This window comes from Streptomyces sp. NPDC046716, assembly GCF_040645755.1.
In the GTDB taxonomy this organism is placed as follows: Bacteria; Actinomycetota; Actinomycetes; order Streptomycetales; family Streptomycetaceae; genus Streptomyces.
In genome coordinates this window covers 17,424-36,354 of record NZ_JBEYYU010000010.1, presented here as the reverse complement: position 1 = coordinate 36,354, position 18,931 = coordinate 17,424, and the positions used below count along the sequence as shown (strand labels likewise).

At 74.7% G+C, this 18,931-nt stretch carries 14 protein-coding genes; 8 read left to right on the top strand and 6 right to left on the bottom strand.

The features are described 5' to 3' along the window. Positions 1-265 precede the first annotated feature (265 nt). The 3 genes from ABZ930_RS10170 to ABZ930_RS10160 form a co-directional block, all read right to left on the bottom strand. On the bottom strand, positions 266-1,480 hold the full coding sequence (locus ABZ930_RS10170; RefSeq protein ID WP_361544542.1) for an MFS transporter: 1,215 nt from the start codon (positions 1,478-1,480) through the stop codon (positions 266-268). Positions 1,481-1,690: 210 nt separating this feature from the next. Next, positions 1,691-2,479 carry a DUF4239 domain-containing protein gene (locus tag ABZ930_RS10165; RefSeq protein WP_361544539.1) on the bottom strand — a complete coding sequence of 263 codons (789 nt, stop codon included), beginning with the start codon at positions 2,477-2,479 and terminating at the stop codon, positions 1,691-1,693. 111 nt (positions 2,480-2,590) lie between these two features. After that, positions 2,591-3,301 (bottom strand): FadR/GntR family transcriptional regulator, encoded by a 711-nt coding sequence (locus tag ABZ930_RS10160; RefSeq protein ID WP_361544536.1) that lies wholly within the window; start codon positions 3,299-3,301, stop codon positions 2,591-2,593. 150 nt (positions 3,302-3,451) lie between these two features. Between ABZ930_RS10160 and ABZ930_RS10155 the strand changes: the two genes are divergently transcribed. Continuing rightward, positions 3,452-4,912, top strand: a complete 1,461-nt coding sequence (locus ABZ930_RS10155) for an acyl-CoA synthetase (protein WP_361544932.1) — start codon at positions 3,452-3,454, stop codon at positions 4,910-4,912. Continuing rightward, a complete protein-coding gene (locus ABZ930_RS10150) occupies positions 4,905-6,233 on the top strand; it encodes a carboxyl transferase domain-containing protein (RefSeq protein WP_361544533.1) in 1,329 nt (442 codons plus the stop codon). The genes ABZ930_RS10155 and ABZ930_RS10150 overlap by 8 nt, the downstream gene beginning before the upstream one ends. A gap of 343 nt (positions 6,234-6,576) precedes the next feature. Here ABZ930_RS10150 and ABZ930_RS10145 read toward each other — a convergent pair whose 3' ends face one another. After that, the gene (locus ABZ930_RS10145; protein ID WP_361544530.1) at positions 6,577-10,239 is read right to left on the bottom strand and encodes a S8 family serine peptidase; all 3,663 of its coding nucleotides are present in this window, start codon (positions 10,237-10,239) and stop codon (positions 6,577-6,579) included. Positions 10,240-10,688: 449 nt separating this feature from the next. On the opposite strand from ABZ930_RS10145, the gene ABZ930_RS10140 reads away from it, so the two are divergent. The 3 genes from ABZ930_RS10140 to ABZ930_RS10130 all read left to right on the top strand — a co-directional run bounded on the left by ABZ930_RS10140 (position 10,689) and on the right by ABZ930_RS10130 (position 14,498). After that, complete coding sequence (locus tag ABZ930_RS10140; protein ID WP_361544527.1) at positions 10,689-11,726, top strand: rod shape-determining protein; 1,038 nt, start codon at positions 10,689-10,691, stop codon at positions 11,724-11,726. A gap of 31 nt (positions 11,727-11,757) precedes the next feature. Next, positions 11,758-13,194 carry a GAF domain-containing protein gene (locus tag ABZ930_RS10135; protein ID WP_361544929.1) on the top strand — a complete coding sequence of 479 codons (1,437 nt, stop codon included), beginning with the start codon at positions 11,758-11,760 and terminating at the stop codon, positions 13,192-13,194. Between the two features lie 302 nt (positions 13,195-13,496). Next, on the top strand, positions 13,497-14,498 hold the full coding sequence (locus ABZ930_RS10130) for an NAD-dependent epimerase/dehydratase family protein (RefSeq protein WP_361544524.1): 1,002 nt from the start codon (positions 13,497-13,499) through the stop codon (positions 14,496-14,498). On the opposite strand, the gene ABZ930_RS10125 is transcribed toward ABZ930_RS10130, so the two are convergent. Further along, entirely contained in the window at positions 14,490-15,602 is a 1,113-nt protein-coding gene (locus ABZ930_RS10125; protein WP_361544521.1) for a HAMP domain-containing sensor histidine kinase, read from the bottom strand. The two genes, ABZ930_RS10130 and ABZ930_RS10125, sit on opposite strands and share 9 nt — an antisense overlap. Before the next feature lie 2 nt (positions 15,603-15,604). Then, on the bottom strand, positions 15,605-16,369 hold the full coding sequence (locus ABZ930_RS10120) for a response regulator transcription factor (RefSeq protein ID WP_361544518.1): 765 nt from the start codon (positions 16,367-16,369) through the stop codon (positions 15,605-15,607). A 115-nt stretch (positions 16,370-16,484) separates the two neighbouring features. Between ABZ930_RS10120 and ABZ930_RS10115 the strand changes: the two genes are divergently transcribed. The 3 genes from ABZ930_RS10115 (at position 16,485) to ABZ930_RS10105 (ending at position 18,719) form a co-directional block, all read left to right on the top strand. Continuing rightward, a complete protein-coding gene (locus ABZ930_RS10115) occupies positions 16,485-17,186 on the top strand; it encodes a glycosyltransferase family 2 protein (RefSeq protein ID WP_361544515.1) in 702 nt (233 codons plus the stop codon). A 139-nt stretch (positions 17,187-17,325) separates the two neighbouring features. Further along, entirely contained in the window at positions 17,326-17,955 is a 630-nt protein-coding gene (locus tag ABZ930_RS10110; protein WP_361544512.1) for a DUF2064 domain-containing protein, read from the top strand. Then, positions 17,952-18,719, top strand: a complete 768-nt coding sequence (locus tag ABZ930_RS10105) for a methyltransferase domain-containing protein (RefSeq protein ID WP_361544509.1) — start codon at positions 17,952-17,954, stop codon at positions 18,717-18,719. Before ABZ930_RS10110 ends, ABZ930_RS10105 begins: the two co-directional genes overlap by 4 nt. The last annotated feature ends 212 nt before the right edge of the window (positions 18,720-18,931 follow it).

Genomic DNA, 18,931 nt, shown 5'->3' with positions numbered 1-18,931 from the left:
CGGCCCGGCGGGGCTTCCCGCGCAGTTCCCCGCGCCCCTAGGCAGTACTCCACCCGCGGCCCGGTGGGGCTTCTCGCGCAGTTCCCCGCGCCCCTAGGCAGTACTCCACCCGCGGCCCGGTGGGGCTTCTCGCGCAGTTCCCCGCGCCCCTGAAGCATGCGCTGCGCGCAGCTTCCCCGATGAGATGCCGCACGAAGTGCGCATCTCAGGGGCGCGGGGAACTGCGCGAGCAACCACGACGAGACGCGCGCACGACGGATGGTTTTCAGGGGCGCGGGGAACTGCGCGACCGGACCGCGAACCGCCGCGGACGAGACGGCACCGACAGCATCACCACCCCACCGGCAGCCCCGACCGCGACCATGAACCCCGCATGCGCACCCCCGGCATCCACGGCCCGCCCCGCAACAGCGGCCGCCCCGGCAGACCCCGCCGCGCTCGCCGACCCCAGCCACGTGAAGGCCTGCGTGAGGACGGCCCGGGGCACCACGGCCTCGGTCAGCACGGAGGTCACGGCCAGCAGCGGCGGCACGGCGAGCCCGGTCAGCGCGAGCGCACAGCCCAGCGGCACGGGCGCGTCGAGAACGGTCAGCGGCAGACAGGCCAGGAACAGCCCCACCGCGGCGACCCCCCGCTGCCGCCCCGGAGCGGCCCGCCACCGCCGCGCCCCGTACGCCCAACCTCCCACCAGATTCGTGCAGTTGGAGAGCGCGTACAACACCGGCGCGAGGTCAGGGGTACCGCGCCCGACCGCGTACGCGGAGACGGAGACCTGCATCGCCCCGAAGTACACGCCCAGCGCGAGGGTGCTCGCGACGAGCCCCACGAAGGCCGGGCCGCGCAGTGCCCGCCCGGCGTGCCGCCGCTCGCCACGGTCCGCGACCGGCGGCGCGGTACGGCGCTGGAGGGTGAACGCGAGCCCGCCGCCGATCACGAGCGCGGCGGCGAGCCCGCTGCCCAGCCCCGGATGTCCGGCGGCGCCGACGGTGCTGACGAGAGCGGGCCCGATGAGGAACGACAGGCCGTTCGCGAGGGATTCCAGGGCGAAGGCGCCGGGCAGCGCGGCGTCCTGCCCGGTGCGGCGCAGCAGGGCCGCCCAACGGGCCGCGGACAGGGCGCTGATCTGCGGCAGGGTCGCCCCGGCCAGCGCCCCCGCGGTGGCGGCGACCGGCACGGGCCCGCCCGCGAACAGCAGCCCCACGGCGGCCGCGTGCGCCGCGAGCGCGTACGGCACGACACGGAGTTCGCCGAACCGGTCGACGAGCCGCCCGATCTGCGGTCCGGCCAGTGCGTCGGCGACGGCGAAGCAGCCGGTGACCAGGCCCGCGGTGGTGTAGGAGCCGGTGCGGTCGTGCACCAGCCAGACGATGCCGAGCCCCGTCATGGCGAGCCCGGCCCGCCCGACGCAGCCGGCGAGGAAGAAGGCGGCGGCGCCCGGAGTGCGCAGCAGGATGCGGTAGTCGGCCGGTGTCGAGGACACGGCGCGTCCCTTTCGCCGCCCGGCGGGCCGCGTCACAGCGGGGCCGTCGGCGTCCGGAGGGGCCGGCCCGTGATCGCGACTGGAACCTTCCAGTGCGGGCGTGGGGCGGGGACGCGCGCCCCACGCCGACTCCATCACCGGGCAGAGTCTGTGATCGGTACATCGTCAGGAGAACGGATACGTACAACGGATCCGTACAGCGGGCCGATCCTAAGGCCAATACCGCGCGAGCACACCCTCCTTGAACGGCTGCGGCGACACCGCCATGTCACCGGCGAAGGGGTGGTCGAGGGTCAGACAGAGCAGCAGGCTCACCCCGATCAGCGCGGCGACCGACGCCACGAACATCAGCTGCGCGCGGATGCTCTCCATGCCGTAGAGGAAGGTCAGCGGCAGCATGACGAGGGCGCCGCCGTAGACGAGGACGTCGAGGAGCATCGGCAGGGACTGTTCGGCGTCGGCGAGCCGGGTCCTGCGGGCCTCGGCGACCTCGCCGAGGGTGCTGACGGCCTGCTCGTAGTACGCCTGCTCGGCGTTGGTCTTCGGCTCGTACTCCTGGAACACCGTGTAGAGCTCGACCACTTGGGGGTTGGTGAGCCCGGGGTCGGGGCGCCCCTCCCGCATCAGCGGCCACTGCTTGTCGACGACCGCGCGCACGTAGGCGCCCATCGCGTCGGACACCTTCCGCTGCTGCTCAGGCGGGAACGCGGAGGCGTCGCGCAGCACTTCGGCGGTCTGGCTGGCCTCGGCGGCGACATTGGTCCCCGCTTCGTTGAGCCCCTCCCACTCGGCGACGACGACGAAGGCGAGGATGATGCCGTAGATCGCGGCGTACATGCCGAGCACGACACCGATCATGTCGTTGTACGCACCCGCCGACAGCCGCGGAAACCTCCGCCGCAGCATCAGGCACCCGGCGACCGCGAGCACCACGGCCCCGCCCCCGAGCAGCACGGCGAGGGCGAACGTACTGAAGTGATTGAGCAACCAGATTCCCACGGAGCCCTAACCCGTGCGGCTCAGGCCGAGTTACGCCCCGTAAGGGGCGCGGGGAACTGCGCGAGCGACCACGACGCATCCGCACCCGCCGACGCACCGGAGTCACCCCGGCTAGGGCTCCCAGTCCAGCAACCGCACCTTGGCAACGGCCCGCACATGCCTCCGCATCGCCGCGGCAGCGGAACGCCCGTTCCCGCCCTCGATGGCCTCCAGAATCGCCCGGTGCTGCGCCAGCGACCGCCCGGGCCGCCGGGGCTGCCGCAACGACTCGTTGCGCGACTCGGCGATGGGCCCGTCGATCTCGGCCATGAACGCGGCGAGCAGCGCACTGTGCGCGGCCGCGGTGACGGCGCCGTGGAAGAGCCGGTCTCCCTCGACGCCGAGCCCTCCGGCCCCGATGTCCTCGGCCATCAGCTCCAGCGCGGAGCGCAACGCGGCGAGATCGGCGTCGGTGCGCCGCTCGGCGGCCAGCTCGGCCAGCTTCGTCTCCAGCGCCTCGCGCGCCTCGAGGACGTCCGGCAGCCGCTTCTTGCGCTCCACGAGCCGCTCGACGGGCTCGGCGACGTCGAGCCCGTCCCGCACGAGGTAGGTGCCGCCGCCGTGCCGCACCTCGACGAGCCCCTGCACCTCCAGGACGACGATGGCCTGCTTCACCGAGGCCCGGCTCACCCCGAGCCGCGCCGCGAGGTCCCGCTCGGTCGGCAGCCGGTCGCCCGCGCGCAGGCCGCCCTCGGCGACGTACGCGCGCAGTCGGCCGAGCACCTGCTCGTACAGGCGCGGGCGCGCCCCCATCGGCCGCAGTGCGTCGGTCGCGTCGGTCATCAGGCCCTTCTCCGCCCTTCCCTGGCGTGCGCTTGCGCCGCAGCGTACGTCCTTGACGCGGACGCCTGCCACACGGCAACCTCAGATTGGCTGAGCCAATCAGCCAATTAACCCGTCGCCGAGGATCCGACCGAGGAGCGCCCCGTGCCCGTGCCACGTCTGCTGCCCGCACTGCTCGACACCCCCACCCGTCCCGCCCTGCGCTTCGGCGACCGCGCCCTGACCCACGGCGAGCTGGCGGCGGTGGCGGCCCCGCTCGCACGGCGGATCAGCGGGTCGTCGCGGGTCGCGGTGTGGGCGACGCCCACTCTGGAGACCGCGGTGGGCGTGGTCGCGGCGCTCCTCGCCGGAGTGGCCGCCGTGCCGCTGAACCCGAAGTCGGGCGACGGCGAGCTGGGGCACATCCTCAAGGACAGCGCCCCGGAGGCGGTCCTTGCGGCGGCGGACGCCGAGCTGCCGCCCGCGCTGGCCCGGCTGCCGCGCATCGACGTGGACGCCGACGCCGTGGTGCCGGCCGTCGTGCCGTCCCTGCCCCCGGAGCCCGCCGACCCCGAGACCCCGGCGTTCGTCGTCTACACCTCGGGGACGACGGGCCCGCCCAAGGGCGCCGTGCTGCCGCGCCGCGCGGTCTCCTCCACGCTCGACGCGCTCCGGGACGCCTGGGGGTGGACGGACGCGGACACCCTGGTGCACGGCCTTCCGCTGTTCCACGTGCACGGTCTGATCCTCGGCGTCGTCGGCCCGCTGCGGCGCGGCGGCGCGGTGCGCCACCTGGGCCGGTTCAGCACGGAGGGCGTGACCCGCGAGCTGTCCTCGGGCGCGACGATGCTGTTCGGCGTCCCGACCATGTACCACCGCATCGCGGAGTCCCTGCCCACCGACCCGGCGCTCGCCAAGGCCCTCGGCTCGGCCCGGCTGCTCGTCTCGGGGTCGGCGGCGCTGCCGGTCCACGACCACGAGCGGATCACGTCGGCCACCGGACAGCGGGTGATCGAGCGGTACGGGATGACCGAGACGCTGATGAACACCAGCGTCCGGGCGGACGGCGAGCCGCGCCCCGGCACGGTCGGCGTGCCGCTGCCGGGCGTGGAGCTGCGCCTCACCGAGGACGACGGGGTGACGGAGGTGCCGTCCGACGACCCGGAGGGCGTCGGCGAGATCCAGGTCCGCGGCCCGAACCTGTTCCTGCACTACCTCAACCGCCCCGACGCCACGGAGGCCGCGTTCGCGCCGGGCGGCTGGTTCCGTACGGGCGACATGGCGGTCCGCGACCCCGACGGCTATGTCCGCATCATCGGCCGCAAGGCCACCGACCTGATCAAGAGCGGCGGCTACAAGATCGGCGCGGGCGAGATCGAGAACGCCCTCCTGGAGCACCCGGGCGTGCGCGAGGCGGCGGTCACCGGCGCCCCCGACGACGATCTCGGCGAGCGCGTGGTGGCGTGGATCGTCCCGGCGGACGCCGCGCAACCGCCGACGGAGGCGGAGCTCGCGGACCATGTGGCCGCCCGGCTCTCCCCGCACAAGCGCCCCCGCACGGTCCACTACCTGGAGGCCCTGCCGCGCAACGACATGGGCAAGATCCTCAAGCGGGCGCTCGGCGATGCGTGACACGACCAGGGGCGTGACCGACGCCGGCTCCTTGCGGGAACTCCCCCACCCGCCGCCGCCCGCCGAGCCGAACCCGCTGGGCTGGCCCGACTACGACAAGGTGCTGTCACGGGCGGCCGGGCACGGCGGCTCGGAGTCCGTCACCGCGGCGACCGCCACGGTCGAGGGCACCGAAGTCGTCCTCCTCGCCTTCGACTTCACGTATCTGGGCGGCTCGCTGGGCCGGCGCGCGGGCGACCGCATCGAGGCGGCGCACGCCCATGCCCGTCGGCACCGGCTGCCGGTGGTGGCGCTGGTCGCCACGGGCGGCAGCCGGATGCAGGAGGGCATGATCGCGCTCACCCAACTCCAGCGCGCGGCGGGCCAGATGGCGCTGACCAGGGCCGCCGGGCTGCCGCAGCTCACGGTGGCCTGCGACCCGACGACGGGCGGCGGCTGGGCGACCCTGGGCGCGGGCGCGGACGTCACCCTCGCCTGCCCCGGCGCGCAGATCGGCTTCGCGGGCTCCCGGGTCCGTCCGGCGGACGCCGACCCGGCGGCGTACACGGCCGAGGGCCAGTTCGCCGCCGGTGCCGTCGACGCGCTCGTGGACCCCGGTGAGCTGCGGGCCGTCCTCGGCCGCTGGCTGCGCCTGCTGACCCGGCCCGCGCCGGGCGCCGCCCCGGTCCCGGCGGCGCGGGGCCGCGCGGACCTGCCGCCCACCGGCTGGTCGGCGGTGCGGCGCGCCCGCGACCCGCGCCGCCCGCGCGCCCACGCCTACCTGGACGCCTACTTCACCCACCGCGAGGAGCTGAGCGGCGACCGCGCGGGCGGCCGGGATGCGGGGATGCTCTGCGGTTTCGGCGCGTACGGGGACGGCGCGGAGGCCGTGACCCTCGCGTACGCGGCCCAGTGCGGCACGGCGACGACCCCGGCGGGCTATCGCACGGCGGCCCGGCTGATCCGGCTCGCGGGGCGGCTCGGCATCCCGGTGCTCACCCTCGTCGACACCCCGGGGGCGGCGAACGACGCGGCGGCGGAGCGCGCGGGCGCGGGTCCGGCCATCGCCGACGTGTTCCTCGCGGTCGCCGAGTCCCCGGTGCCGGTCACGACGCTGGCGATCGGCGAGGGCGGCTCCGGCGGAGCGCTCGCGCTCGCGGCGCCCGGGAACACCTGGGTCGCGCCGGACGCGTACTTCTCGGTCATCGCGCCGGAGATGGCGGCGGCGATCCTCAAGCGGCCGCCCGACCAGGCAGAACACACCGCGGACCAACTCCGGCTCAGACCCCAGGATTTGGTGGAGCTGGGCGTGGTGCGCGGGATCGCGGAGCCGGCCCCTTAAACGAACAAGGGCGCAGTTGTTCCCTCGAACAGGTGGTCGTCGCTCCAGAGTTTGCATAGGGCACGCAGCAGCAACGATGCTTACAGGGCGCAAGCAACGGGCTGCAGACCGTAGCGAACGCATCGCGATGCAGTGCACGTCCCACACACATGCAACACGCAATACCGAGGAGAACGTCCCACCATGAACCTGCTCACCGACATCCTCGCCGGCATCGTCCACTTCGTCGGCTGGCTCGTGTAACACCCGGCGCGACGCCGCGGTGTGACACACCGTCGGATGCACGCACACGGCGCCGTCTCCCCCGGTCCCACGGGAGGCGGCGCCGTCGCGTCGTCCCGGACTACCTCACCGCCACCGCCCGGACGATCTCCTGGCGGACCGTGCCGCCCCGGTCGTCACGGGCCGACGCCCGCAGGGAGACGTACTCCGCGCCGCGCGGCACGCTCAACTCACCGCTCCAGGACGCCTTTCCGCCCTTCAGGGACACGCTCTTCCAGGTGGCTCCCTCGTCGTAGGACACCTCCAGGGTGCCGCCGCCGATGGTGCCGGTGTCGGCCGCGCCCGCCACGTACTCGGCGTACAGCCCGACCGGGATCCGCTTGCCGGCCGCGACCGTGCCCCTGAGGTCGGTGTCCAGGTCGAAGCCGAGGTTGATCAGCGCGAGCCGCGTCGAGGTGTCCTCCGGCGTCTCGGCCGACTTCACCGTCCACGCGGAGTGCCCCTCGGTGGCCACTCCCCACAGCTTCGCGTCCAGCGCGGTGTCCGTCGTGACCTTGTACGTGTGCTCGGCCGGATCGGCGTCCCAGACGTACACCCCCGAACTCACCTTGCGGTCCGCCTCCTTGCCGTCGACGTAGACGGCCGTCTCCTGCGTCATCCCGGAGTCGCTGCTGTACGCGTCGCCGAAGCCGGTGTGATCGGGGCCCGAGTCGCCCCAACCGGGGGTGTTGAACTGGAGGTTGTTGCCGGAGCGGTCCTGCCCCCAGCCGAGTCCTGTGCCCAGCCACGGGTGCCAGACCGGCTTGAACCAGTCCAGCTTCCCGTGCGAGCCACCCTTGTACGTGATCACGCCGCTGCGCTCCTCCCAGGAGAGCGCGGGGCCCGCCTGCACGGACTCGTGCCAGCGCTGGCCCGCGCCCGTGGAGACGTAGTCGGTGCGCTCCGCCGGGAGGGCGACCTTCTCCAGGAAGCCGAGGCCGATGGGGAAGGCGTCGCTGAGCGCGAAGCGGAACTCCCCGCCGTCCTGCGCCTTCGCCGCGTGGAACCGGACGTCGCGGACGGCGAGTTCACGGCTGCCGGGACGGTACGTCAGCGATCCGCCGGGGACCGCTCCGGTGTGCTCGTCGGCGAGGTCGTACACCCACGGCGTGTACCGGGTGCCGGTCACGCCCAGCGTGCGGCCCTTCTTCGCCGCGTCGGCGAGGACGGCGGCGTCGCGCGCGTCGACGGTCGCGATCGTCAGCGGCCGGTCGGTGTAGTCGTCGGTGCCGAACCAGGTGTTCAGCCGGCCCGCCGTGCCGTCGGTCACGAACAGCGCCTTCGCGCCCGCGTCCTGGGCGGCCTGGGCGAGCGCGCCCGGCGCCGTCGCCCCGTCGGCGCGGACCAGGACGGCCTTGCCGCGCGCCTTCCTGCCCGCGTAGTCGGCCGGGGCGCCCGCGCCCGCGTCGACCACGGCGAGCCTGCCGCGGCCCTCGGCGAGCGTGCCGCCGGCCTGCACGAGCGCGTCGCGCACCCCGTCGACCTGGAGCATCGGCTTCCCGAGCCGCCAGACGGTGCGGTACGCGTACGAACCCTCGGTGACCTTGCGGGTGGGGGCGGCGAAGACGCTGTCGTAGGCGACGGGGACCTGCACGGCGTTGGTGATCTGCGCGCCGCCGGCCTTCCGGTCGGCCTCCATGAGCAGCTGCCGGGTATCGGCGGTGCGCCCGACGTCGGCGGCGACCTCCTTCAGCCTCCGCCCGTCGAGGGTGATCTCGCGGTCCCGGTCGACGGTGACCTCGGGGTCGGCGAGATAGCCGAGTCCGAGGGAGTCCTTTCCGTGGCTGCCGCGCACGTCGAGGAAGGTGTCGACGTAGTACGTGCCCGGCTTCAGCCGCAGCTCCACCGTGCCGTCGTCGCCGGTGTCGTAGCCGACCGGGTCCGTGTTCGCGACGAGCTGCTGAACGGCGAGGTAGGCGTCGGCGGCGGCGCCGTCGCGGTCCTTCACATGGACGGTGAGCGTGTACCGCTCCTCTTCCTTGACCAGGCCGAACGCGGTGTGCGCGACGGCCTTGCCGCCCGAACTGGCGACGATCTGGCCGCTGTTGGTGCCGATGGCGGCCTTCGCGCCGTCGCCGGTGACGGTCGTGGCGGCGGTGCCGTGGGCGGGCACGGTCAGCGCGGAGTCGGCGAGGGTCGCGACGCCGTCCGGCGCGCCCTGCACGGCGAGGCTCAACTCGACCACCTTGTCGGATGAGTTGCTGTACGTGACGGTCCTGGTGACCGGCGCGTTGCCGTCGTAGGGCCACTTGTAGTAGCCGAGGTCGGCGCTGCCGGTGGCGGTGACGTCGGCGCCGACGGCGTCCGGCACACTGACCCGGCCAGACCCCAACGCGTAGGCGGACGAGTCGAGTTGCTTGCTGCTGGACATCAGCGCGTCCTTGAGCCGCGCGCCGCTCCAGTCCGGGTGTTCCTGCGCGAGGAGGGCGGCGACCCCGGCGACGTGCGGCGTCGCCATCGACGTACCGCTCATGGTGGTGTAGCTGCCGTCGCCCTCGACCAGCGAGGAGCGCGCGGCGAGGATGTCCACGCCGGGCGCGGAGACGTCGGGCTTGAGGGCGTTGTCACCGAGGCGCGGGCCCTGGCTGCTGAAGTAGGCGGCCCGGTCCTCGGAGTCGACGGCGCCGACGGTGAGCGCGGAGTCGGCGGCGCCGGGCGAGCCGATGGTGCCGGGGGCGCCGTAGTTGCCCGCGGCGATGACGAAGAGGGCGCCGGTCTCCTCGGAGAGGCTGTTCACGGCGGCGGACATCGGGTCGGTGCCGTCGCTGCCCGTGTCGGAGCCGAGGCTCATGGAGACGATCTTCGCCTTGGCGTCCTTGGCGGCCCACTCCATGCCGGCGATGATCTGCGACTCCGAGCCGGAGCCCTCGTTGCTGAGGACCTTGCCGACGGCGAGGGTCGCGTCGGGGGCGACGCCCTTCTCCTTGCCGTCGGAGGCGGCACCGGACCCGCCGACCGTCGAGGTCACGTGCGTGCCGTGGCCGTGCCGGTCGGCGACCTCCTCGCCCTCGATGAACGACTTCGACTCGGTGACGCGGGAGGCGAGGTCGGGGTGGGAGGCGTCGTAGCCGGTGTCGAGGACGGCGACCTTGACGCCCTTGCCGGTGAGCCCGGCCTCCCACGCCTGCGGGGTGCCGATCTGCTCGTTGGACTCCGCCATGTCGGCCTTCACCCGGGCGTCGAGCCACACCTTGCCGAGGCCGCCGGTGTAGCCGTTCCCGGTGGTGAGGTCGTTCCAGAAGGTCCGCCCCTTGTCGGCGGCGACGGCGGCGCCGCCGATGCTGGGCAGGGAGCGGGTCCGCTCGGCACCCTTGGGCACGGCGGCCGCGCTCCGGGCGTTCTTGCCGTCGTAGGTCACGATGAGGGGCGTCGCGTCGGCACGGCCGTCGGCGAGCCCCTGCCGTATCAGCTCGCTGACGTCGAACAGCCGGGCGTCGAGGCTCCCGTCGGCGAGATACCGCCGGGCCTCGTCGGGCACGACGGTGACGTCCCCGTCCGACACCTGGGTGCGCACGGCGCCGGTGGCGCCCCTCGCCCGGTCGACGGTGACGGCCTTCCTGCCGCCGCCGAGGTCGGTGACGGTCACCTTGTCGCCGGTCACCAGGGTGACGGTGTGCGCGGCGGAGGCGGCTCTGGTGGGGGTCTTCGCGGGGCTCGCGTGCGCGCCCCCGGCGGGCAGCAGCGCGAACGCGAGCCCTGCGGACAGCAGGGCCGCGCCACGTCTCGCGGCAGGTCCTCTGGACATCGTTGCCTCTCTTCCGGGCCTCGGGGTCAGTGGGTGTCGCCCAAGTGCTGGGAAGAGTCTCAGGAGCCTTGTGTTGCAGGGAAGTTGCCGAGGGCTGGCGGGTGCTGCACTGGCGTCTTCCCGCCAGCGGCGGCCAGAGGTGCCGCTGGCGCACCGTCCGGGACGCGTCTCCGCCGACCGGCGTCACGGGCCGGGGCACCGCACCGCGTCGCGTAGGTGGCACTGCGTCAGAAGCGGTACGCGAACCGGCCCGTTCGCCGTCGTGCCACACCCCCCAGACATCCGGAATCGCTCATCCGGAGCACCCCGGAATCCTCACCCGCCCGGTCCCGCCCCGTCCGGCCCACTCCAGCGAGCGGAATCCCGCACTCCGCAGCACGATGCCAAAAGGGCCGCGGACCCGCGACCCGACGTCCCTGCTGGGGGCCGCGATCTCGGGAGGATCTGCCATGACCGTCAGTCTGGAGCAGTTGCGCCGCTGTCACTTCGCCGTCGATCTGGGTGCCGCGCGCACCCGCGTGTACGTGAAGGGCGCGGGGCTCGTCGTCGACGAGCCGAGCTGTGCCGCGGTCAACACCCGCACCGGCGCGCTGATCGCCGTCGGCGAGTTCGCGGAGCGGATGACCGGACGCACGCCGGGCTACATCCGGGTCGTCCGGCCGGTGTCCGGCGGCACGGTCGTCGACATCGAGATGGCCCAGCGGATGCTGCGCCAGCTGCTCGGCGAGAAGCTGCGCCGCACGCTGCGCCGCAAGCCCCGGCTGCGGGCGGCGGCCTGCACCCCGCACGACGCCGACCCGCTGGCGCAGCGCGCCGCGGTGGAGACCCTGGTCGGGCTCGGCGCCCGCCGCGTCGAGCTCGTCGACACGCTGATCGCCGCCGCGGTCGGCTGCGGCCTGCCGGTCGAGCAGCCCGAGGCGACGATGATCATCGTCTGCGGCGCGGCCACGACCCAGATCGCCGTGCTCTCGCTCGGCGCGATCGTGACCGCCGACCGGATCCCGGTCGGCGGCGACGCCATCGACCACGCGGTGGTCCAGCACCTGCGCCAGCAGCACGAGCTGATGCTCCCCTCGCAGTCGGTACGCCCCCTGCAACTGGCGCTGAGCGGGAACGGCCTCACCCCGCACGGCCCGGAGCAGACCGAGATCCACGGCCGGGACGTGGCCACCGGCCTCGCCCGCTCGGTGCACGTCGACACCTCCGCGGTGCGGCAGGCGATCCACACCCCGCTGACCGCGGTCCTCGACGGCATCGGCAAGGTGCTGCGCGACTGCCCGCCCGACCTGGTCGCCGACCTCGCGGACCGCGGCATCATGCTGGTCGGCGGCTCGGCCCTGCTGCCCGGCCTCGACCACATGCTGCGCGAGGCGACGGGCATGCCCGTGCACATCGCCGAGCGGCCCGACGTGTGCGCGGTGCAGGGGCTGGGCGCGATGATGGAGGGCAAGGTCGAGCCGATGGTCCTCGACCCGCTGGCCGGCTGACACGACGGAGACGGAGGGGGACGTGCGAACCGTGCGACCAGGACCGCCGGACGGCGCCGGTCACCCCGACGCCGGACTCCCCGTCCTCCTGGAGGCGGTGCTGAGCGTGGGGACCGAGCTGGAGCTGCGGACCATGCTCCAGCACCTCGTGGACAGCGCCGCCACCCTGACCGGTGCGCCCCACGGGGTGCTCGACGTCATCGACCCGGGCCACGGCAGCCTCCTCCAGACGGTCGGCACCGGACAGGCCGCGCCGGACCCGCAGGGCTCGCTGACCGTCCCCATCCGCGTACAGGAGACGGAGTTCGGGCGGCTGCGGCTGACCGGGAAGACGTTCACCGTCGACGATCACGCCCTGCTGCGGGTGCTGGCCACCCAGGCCGGCATCGCCATCGGCAACGCCCGGCTGTACGAGACCGCCCGGCAGCGCGAGCGGTGGATCGAGGGCGCCGCGGCGGTCACCACGGCGCTGCTCACCGGCCGCGCCGAGGACGCCCTGACCACGGTCGCCGAGCGGGCCCGGCTGCTGGCCGACGCCGCGGCCGGGGTGGTCCTCCAGCCCACCGAGGCGGGCGGCATGTCGATCGTGGCGGCCTCCAGCACGGACGATCCGCACACCCTGCTCGGCGCGACGATCCAGCCGGGCAGCGACGTGCTGGCCCAACTCCTCACCGGCGAGCCGGTGTTCATCGACGACTCCGCGACCGATCCGCGGATGACGACCGAGGTCAGGGCCCGTTTCGGACCGAGCATGATGCTGCCCCTGAAAGCCGGGGGCAAGCTGATCGGCACGCTCGCCCTGCCCCGTTCGCGCGGGGCCCGCCCGTACACCTCCGTCGACCACCTGCTGGCCACCCAGTTCGCCTCCCAGGCGGCGCTCGCGCTGGTCCTGGCGGACGCGCAGGCGGGCCGCGAGCGGCTCGCCGTCTTCGAGGACCGCGACCGGATCGCCCGTGACCTGCACGATCTGGTCGTCCAGCGGCTGTTCGCGACGGGCATGATGCTGGAGTCCACCCAGCGCCGGGCGAAGGTCGGCGACGTGCGCGAGACCCTGGCCCTCGCCGTCGACGAGCTGGAGTCGACGATCCAGGAGGTCCGGACGACCATCTTCGCGTTGCAGCAGCCGCCGGCCGAGGCCCCGACGACGTTCCGCGGCCGGGTCCTGCGCGAGACGGCGGGCGCCGCCGCGGTCCTGGGCTTCGCACCGTCGGCGCGGTTCACCGGGCCGGTCGAGGGCGTCCTGGACGGCGCGGTGGAGGGCCATCTGCTGACCGCCCTGCGCCGCGCCCTGGCCACCGCGTCCCGGCGGCGCGCGGTCTCCCGGATCGAGGTCACCGTCGACGCGCTGGCCACCCTGCCGGACGGCCGTCCGGGGGTGCGGCTGACCGTGGCCGACGACGGGGAGCGAGGGGGCGCGGAGGGCGGCACGGGTACGACGGTGACCTGGCAGTCTCCGCGGCGGCACTGAGCGGCCGGAGGAGCGCGCCACCGGTACATCGGGGATGACCGGCGCCGACTCCGCTCATCCCCGTACGCACACCGCACGATCACCGCTCGATCACCTGCTCCGGGGGGAGAGCCCGGCCCGAGCGAGCCGATCGCGGTTCTGGGGAGTCTAAGGGGCACCACCCCCGCGAGTCCCTCCCCAAAACGCACCGCTGTCCGCAAAACGCAAGCTCTTGCAGCGGAATGCGCGCGGTGTCTTACGGACCCGTGACACGACGGCCCGCGCGCTCGGTCGGCGCCGGGGCCTGTGCCTACGGTGGGCCCATGCGTGTACTGGTCACCGGCGGTGCCGGGTTCATCGGGTCCCATGTCGTCGACGCGCTCGCGGAGCACGGACACGAACCCGTGGTGTTCGACGTGCGGCAGGACGCGGCGGCGGACGTCCGGGACGCGGAGGCGGTCGCCCGCGCCCTCGACGGCGTGGACGCGGTCTGCCACCAGGCGGCGATGGTCGGCCTCGGCACCGGGTTCGCGGACGCGGCCGAGTACGTCTCCCGCAACGACCTGGGCACCGCCGTGCTGCTGACCGCGATGGCGGAGGCGGGGGTGCGCCGGCTGGTGCTCGCCGGGTCGATGGTCGTGTACGGGGAGGGACGGTACGAGTGCCCCCGGCACGGGGTGGTGCGGCCCGGGCCGCGTGCCGTCGCCGCGCTCGACGCGGGACTGTTCGAGCCGCGGTGCCCCGACTGCGGCCTCGAACTGACGCCGGGTCTGGTCGCCGAGGACGCGCCCGCCGACCCGCGCAACGTGTACGCGACGACCAAGCTCGCCCAGGAGCACCTGGCCGCGACGTGGGCGCGCGCGACGGGCGGCACGGCGGTGTCGCTGCGCTACCACAACGTGTACGGGCCCCGGATGCCGCGCGACACCCCGTACGCCGGTGTCGCCTCCTTCTTCCGCTCGGCGCTCGCACGCGGTGAGGCGCCGCAGGTGTTCGAGGACGGGCGGCAGCGGCGGGACTTCGTGCATGTACGGGATGTGGCGCGGGCCAATGTCGCGGCCCTGGAGGCGCTCGGGACCGCGGTCGCGCCGGGCGCGCTCACCGCGTACAACACCGGCAGCGGCGTCCCGCGCACCGTGGGCGAACTGGCCCGCGCGCTGGCCGACGCGCACGGCGGTCCCGTCCCCCGGGTCACCGGCGAGTACCGGCTCGGCGACGTCCGGCACATCACGGCCGACTCGGCGCGGCTGCGGGCCGAGCTCAGCTGGCGGCCGGAGGTCGAGTTCGTCGCGGGGATGAAGGAGTTCGCCGCCGTCTCAGCCTGAGGCGGCGGGCAGGGTCACCTCGAAGCGGCAGCCGCCGGGGATGTTCCGCACGGCGGCGTGCCCCTGGTGGGCCTCGACGATCCCGCGCACGATGGCGAGCCCGAGACCCGCTCCGGCCGGGGGCGTACGGGCGTGGGTGCCCCGCCAGCCGGTGTCGAAGACGCGGGGCAGATCGGCCTCCGGGATGCCGCCGCAGCCGTCGGAGACGGACAGCACGACACCGTGGGGCGAGCGCTCGGCGCCGACCGCCACGGTGCCGTCGGCCGGGGTCCGGCGGATCGCGTTGACCAGGAGGTTGCCCAGCACCCGGCTCATCTCCTTGCCGTCCACATCCACCGGGACAGGCGCGATGTCGTCACCGACGAGGCGTACCCCGTGCTCCCTGGCGAGTGGGTCGGCCCCGGCGAGGGCGTCGCCCACCAGGTCGTACAGCGAGATCCTGGTGGGGGCGAGGGTGAGGGCGCCGGCGTGGATCCGGGAGAGTTCGAAGAGGTCGCCGACCATGTCGTTGAGGCGTTCGACCTCGGTGCGGATCTGGCGCAGATAGCGGTCGGGGTCGGCGGCGACGCCGTCCTCCAGCGCCTCGGACATGGCGCGCAGCCCGGCCAGCGGGGTGCGCAGATCGTGCGAGATCCAGGCGACGAGTTCGCGCCGCGAGGTCTCCAGCATCCGCTCCCGCTCCCGCGAGTCCGCGAGCCGGGCGCTGGTGGCGGCCAGCTCCCGGCTGACCGCGGCCAGTTCGGCGGTGGCGGGCTCCGGGGGCGCGGTGAAGCCGCCGTCGTCGCCGAACGAGCGGGCGGCCAGCGCGAGTTCGTGGCTGCGGGCCACCACGCGCCGGCCCAGCAGCAGCGCGGTCCCCAGCGAGACGACCGCCGCCATGGCGACCACGGTCGTGACGACGCTGAGGTCGTGCGCGGACAGGAACATGGCCTGCGCCACCGCCAGCGTCCCCGCGAGCATCGCCCCGACGGCGACGGCGGCGACCACGGTGACCGACGCGGTCAGCGACCGCCGCCGCAGCAGCCACAGCGCACCGGCACCGCAGAGCCCGGCGGCGGCGGCGCCGAGGAAGGCGAAGAGGGCGATGAGGAGGGTGTCCAGCACGTCTACCGGCCCTCCCCCGCGCCGGGACCGGCGGAGCCCGTCTCCGGTGCACCCTCCGGCTCGAAGCGGTATCCGACCCCCCACACGGTCTGCACCAGCCGCGGGCGAGCCGGATCGGCTTCGATCTTGTTGCGCAGTCGACGGACGTGGACGGTGACGGTCGACAGGTCGCCGAAGTCCCAGCCCCACACCTCCCGCATCAGGTCGTCGCGGCTGTACGCGCGCCCCGGATGCCGCAGGAAGAAGGCGAGGAGGTCGAACTCGCGCAGGGTGAGGGCGAGTTCGGCGCCGTCCTTCGTGGCGCGGCGGGCCGCCGGGTCGACGGTGAGGCCGGCCGCCGCCAGCGGACGGACCGGGGCCCCGGCGGCGGGGCGCGACCTGCGCAGGACCGACTCCACCCGCAGCACCAGCTCGCGCGGGCTGAACGGCTTGGTCACGTAGTCGTCGGCACCGACCTCCAGGCCGAGGATGCGGTCGTCCTCGTCACCGCGCGCGGTGAGCATGACGACCGGGACCGGCCCGGTCTCGCGCAGCCTGCGGCACACCTCCAGGCCGTCCATGCCGGGCAGCATCAGGTCGAGGACGACGAGATCCGGCCAGTGCGCGGCCGCTCCGGCGAGGGCGCCCCGGCCGTCTCCGGCCCGGTCCACCAGATACCCGGCGCGTTCCAGGTATCCGGTGACGACCTCGGCGACGGTGGGATCGTCGTCGACGACGAGAACCCGGCCGGGCGCCCGCTGCTGCGGCTGCGGCTGTGGCTGTTCCATGCCCCCAGCGTCGCACCGCGCCCGCGCCCGCATCGCCCCGCGCCCGCCCCGGCATCCCCGACGTCCGTGTTTCGTAAGGAGCGGAAGCCCGTTTTGCCCGATTGATGTTCGTAGGGTGGACGCCGTGCTGATCTCCTCTCCGCCCCCGTCCGCCGAGAGCGTCGACGTCGTGCTGCCCTGCCTGAACGAGGCCGGGGCGCTGCCCTGGGTCCTGTCCCGCATTCCGCCGGGCTGGCGCGCGCTCGTCGTGGACAACGGATCCACCGACGGCTCCGCCGACCTCGCCCGCGAGCTCGGCGCCACCGTCGTGACCGAGACGCGGCGCGGCTTCGGCGCGGCCTGCCACGCGGGGCTGACCGCGGCCACGGCCCCGTACGTCTGCTTCTGCGACTGCGACGCCTCGCTGGACCCGGCGCTGCTCGTGCCGTTCGTCCGCGAGGTGCGCGCCGGGGAGGCCGACCTGGTGCTCGGCCGGCGCCGCCCGCAGGGCCGTGGCGCCTGGCCCGCGCACGCCCGCGCCGGCAATCTCGCGCTCGCCCGGATGCTGCGCCGCCGCACCGGCCTGCGCCTGCACGACCTCGGCCCGCTGCGCGCCGCCCGCCGCGAGGCGCTGCTCGACCTCGCCCTGACCGACCGCCGCAGCGGCTACCCGCTCCAGATGGTGGTGCGGGCCTCCGACGCGGGCTGGCGCGTGACGGAGCACGACGTCCCCTACCGCCCCCGCACCGGCACCTCGAAGGTGACGGGCACCTGGCGGGGGACCTTCCAGGCGGTACGCGACATGAACCGGGTCCTGTCCGAGGCACCGCGGCCGTGAGCGCCGCGCACCGTCCACGGCCGTCGCTCCACCGCGGGCGCCCGGCGCGTCGCCCCCGTCCCCAGCGCACCGGCGGCCCTGCCGCCCCCACCCCGACCGTGCGAGCCGGCGCCCCCGACTCCCCTTTCCGAGAGGCCCCATGACCACCCTCCTCGTCATCGCCAAGGAACCGCGCCCCGGCCGGGTCAAGACCAGGCTCACCCCGCCCTTCACCCCCGAGGAGGCGGCATCGCTCGCCGAAGCCGCCCTCGCCGACACCCTGCACACGGTGGCCGCCGCGCCCGCCCATCGCCGGGTGCTCGCGCTCGACGGCGCGCCGGGTCCCTGGCTGCCGCCCGGCTTCGACGTCGTGCTGCAGGGCACGGGCGGGCTGGACGAGCGGCTCGCGGCCGCCTTCGCCTCCTGTTCCGGACCGACGCTGCTGATCGGCATGGACACCCCGCAGGTGACGCCGGAGCTGCTCTCCGTGGAGTTCGGCACGCCCGGCTCGGCCCACGACGCCTGTTTCGGCCCGGCCGCCGACGGCGGTTTCTGGGCGCTGGGACTGAGCGATCCCGACCCCGCGCTCCTGCTCGGAGTGCCGATGTCGGCCCCCGACACGGGCGCCGTGCAGCGCGCCCGGCTCGTCGCGGCGGGCCTGCGCGTCAAGGACCTGCCGCCTCTGCTCGACGTGGACACGGCCGCCGACGCCCGGGCCGTCGCCGCCGAGGCCCCGCGGTCCCGCTTCGCCGCGCGGCTCGACCGGCTCCGGGCGGCGACCGCCCGATGACCGTCACGCACGGCCTCGGCCCGGCCCCGCACCGCGCCTGGTCCGCCGACCCCTACGCGGACGCCCTGCGCACCGGCCGCGGCCCTCTCTATCTGCGCCGCGGCGACGGCTGGCTGCTCCCTCTCGACGTGGAGCGCTGGTGCGCCCGCGCCGACACGGTGGACCGCGCGCTGCTCGACCGGTGCGAGGGGCCCGTCCTCGACGTCGGCTGCGGCCCGGGCCGGCTGGTCGCGGAACTCGCCGCCCGCGGCGTCCCCGCCCTCGGCATCGACATCAGCGCGGCCGCGGTCGCCCACACCACACGGCTCGGCGGCCCGGCCCTGCTGCGCTCCGTCTTCGCGCCGCTGCCCGGCGAGGGCCGGTGGGGCACCGTCCTGCTGGCCGACGGAAACCTCGGCATCGGCGGCGACCCGGCGGCGCTGCTCGCCCGCATCGCCCAGCTCCTGGAGCCCGGCGGCCTGCTGATCGCCGAGACGGCGCCGCTCGACGTCGACGAGCGGGTCAGCGTACGGATCGTCGGACCGACGGCCGCACAGAGCGCGCCGTTCCCCTGGGCCAGGGCCGGCACCCCGGCCCTGTTGCGGACAGCCGCCCGCGCCGCGCACTGGCGGCCCATCGCTCAGTGGTCGGCGGAGGGCCGCTGTTTCGCCGCCCTGCGCAGCCGGACCGACAGCAGCAGCGCCGAACCGGCGAAAAGCGCGGCGGTGATCAGCAGCCAGCGCCCGAGGAACCCGTCCGCCGACAGCGTGGTGGCCGACGTGTAGTGCGGGGCGGCCCGGCCGCTGATCATCGGGAACCACACGAGCAGCAACAGTCCCGACAGCATCGCCGGGACCCGCACGTGCCCGGCCCACGCCCGCCATCCGTCGGCGCCCGGACCCACGGCGCCGAGCGCCCCGAGGACGGCCCGGTCCACGGTCCCGTACAGCGGGAGGAGGACCAGGTCGTGCACGAGCGCCGCTCCGGCGAACCACAG

What these genes read in the sequence shown, in the direction of transcription:
- ABZ930_RS10160 (WP_361544536.1), bottom strand. Translation starts at nt 3,301, where the DNA reads ATGACCGACGCGACCGACGCACTGCGGCCGATGGGGGCGCGCCCGCGC.
- ABZ930_RS10150 (WP_361544533.1), top strand. Translation starts at nt 4,905, where the DNA reads ATGCGTGACACGACCAGGGGCGTGACCGACGCCGGCTCCTTGCGGGAA.
- ABZ930_RS10145 (WP_361544530.1), bottom strand. Translation starts at nt 10,239, where the DNA reads ATGTCCAGAGGACCTGCCGCGAGACGTGGCGCGGCCCTGCTGTCCGCA.
- ABZ930_RS10140 (WP_361544527.1), top strand. Translation starts at nt 10,689, where the DNA reads ATGACCGTCAGTCTGGAGCAGTTGCGCCGCTGTCACTTCGCCGTCGAT.
- ABZ930_RS10130 (WP_361544524.1), top strand. Translation starts at nt 13,497, where the DNA reads ATGCGTGTACTGGTCACCGGCGGTGCCGGGTTCATCGGGTCCCATGTC.
- ABZ930_RS10120 (WP_361544518.1), bottom strand. Translation starts at nt 16,369, where the DNA reads ATGGAACAGCCACAGCCGCAGCCGCAGCAGCGGGCGCCCGGCCGGGTT.
- ABZ930_RS10110 (WP_361544512.1), top strand. Translation starts at nt 17,326, where the DNA reads ATGACCACCCTCCTCGTCATCGCCAAGGAACCGCGCCCCGGCCGGGTC.
- ABZ930_RS10105 (WP_361544509.1), top strand. Translation starts at nt 17,952, where the DNA reads ATGACCGTCACGCACGGCCTCGGCCCGGCCCCGCACCGCGCCTGGTCC.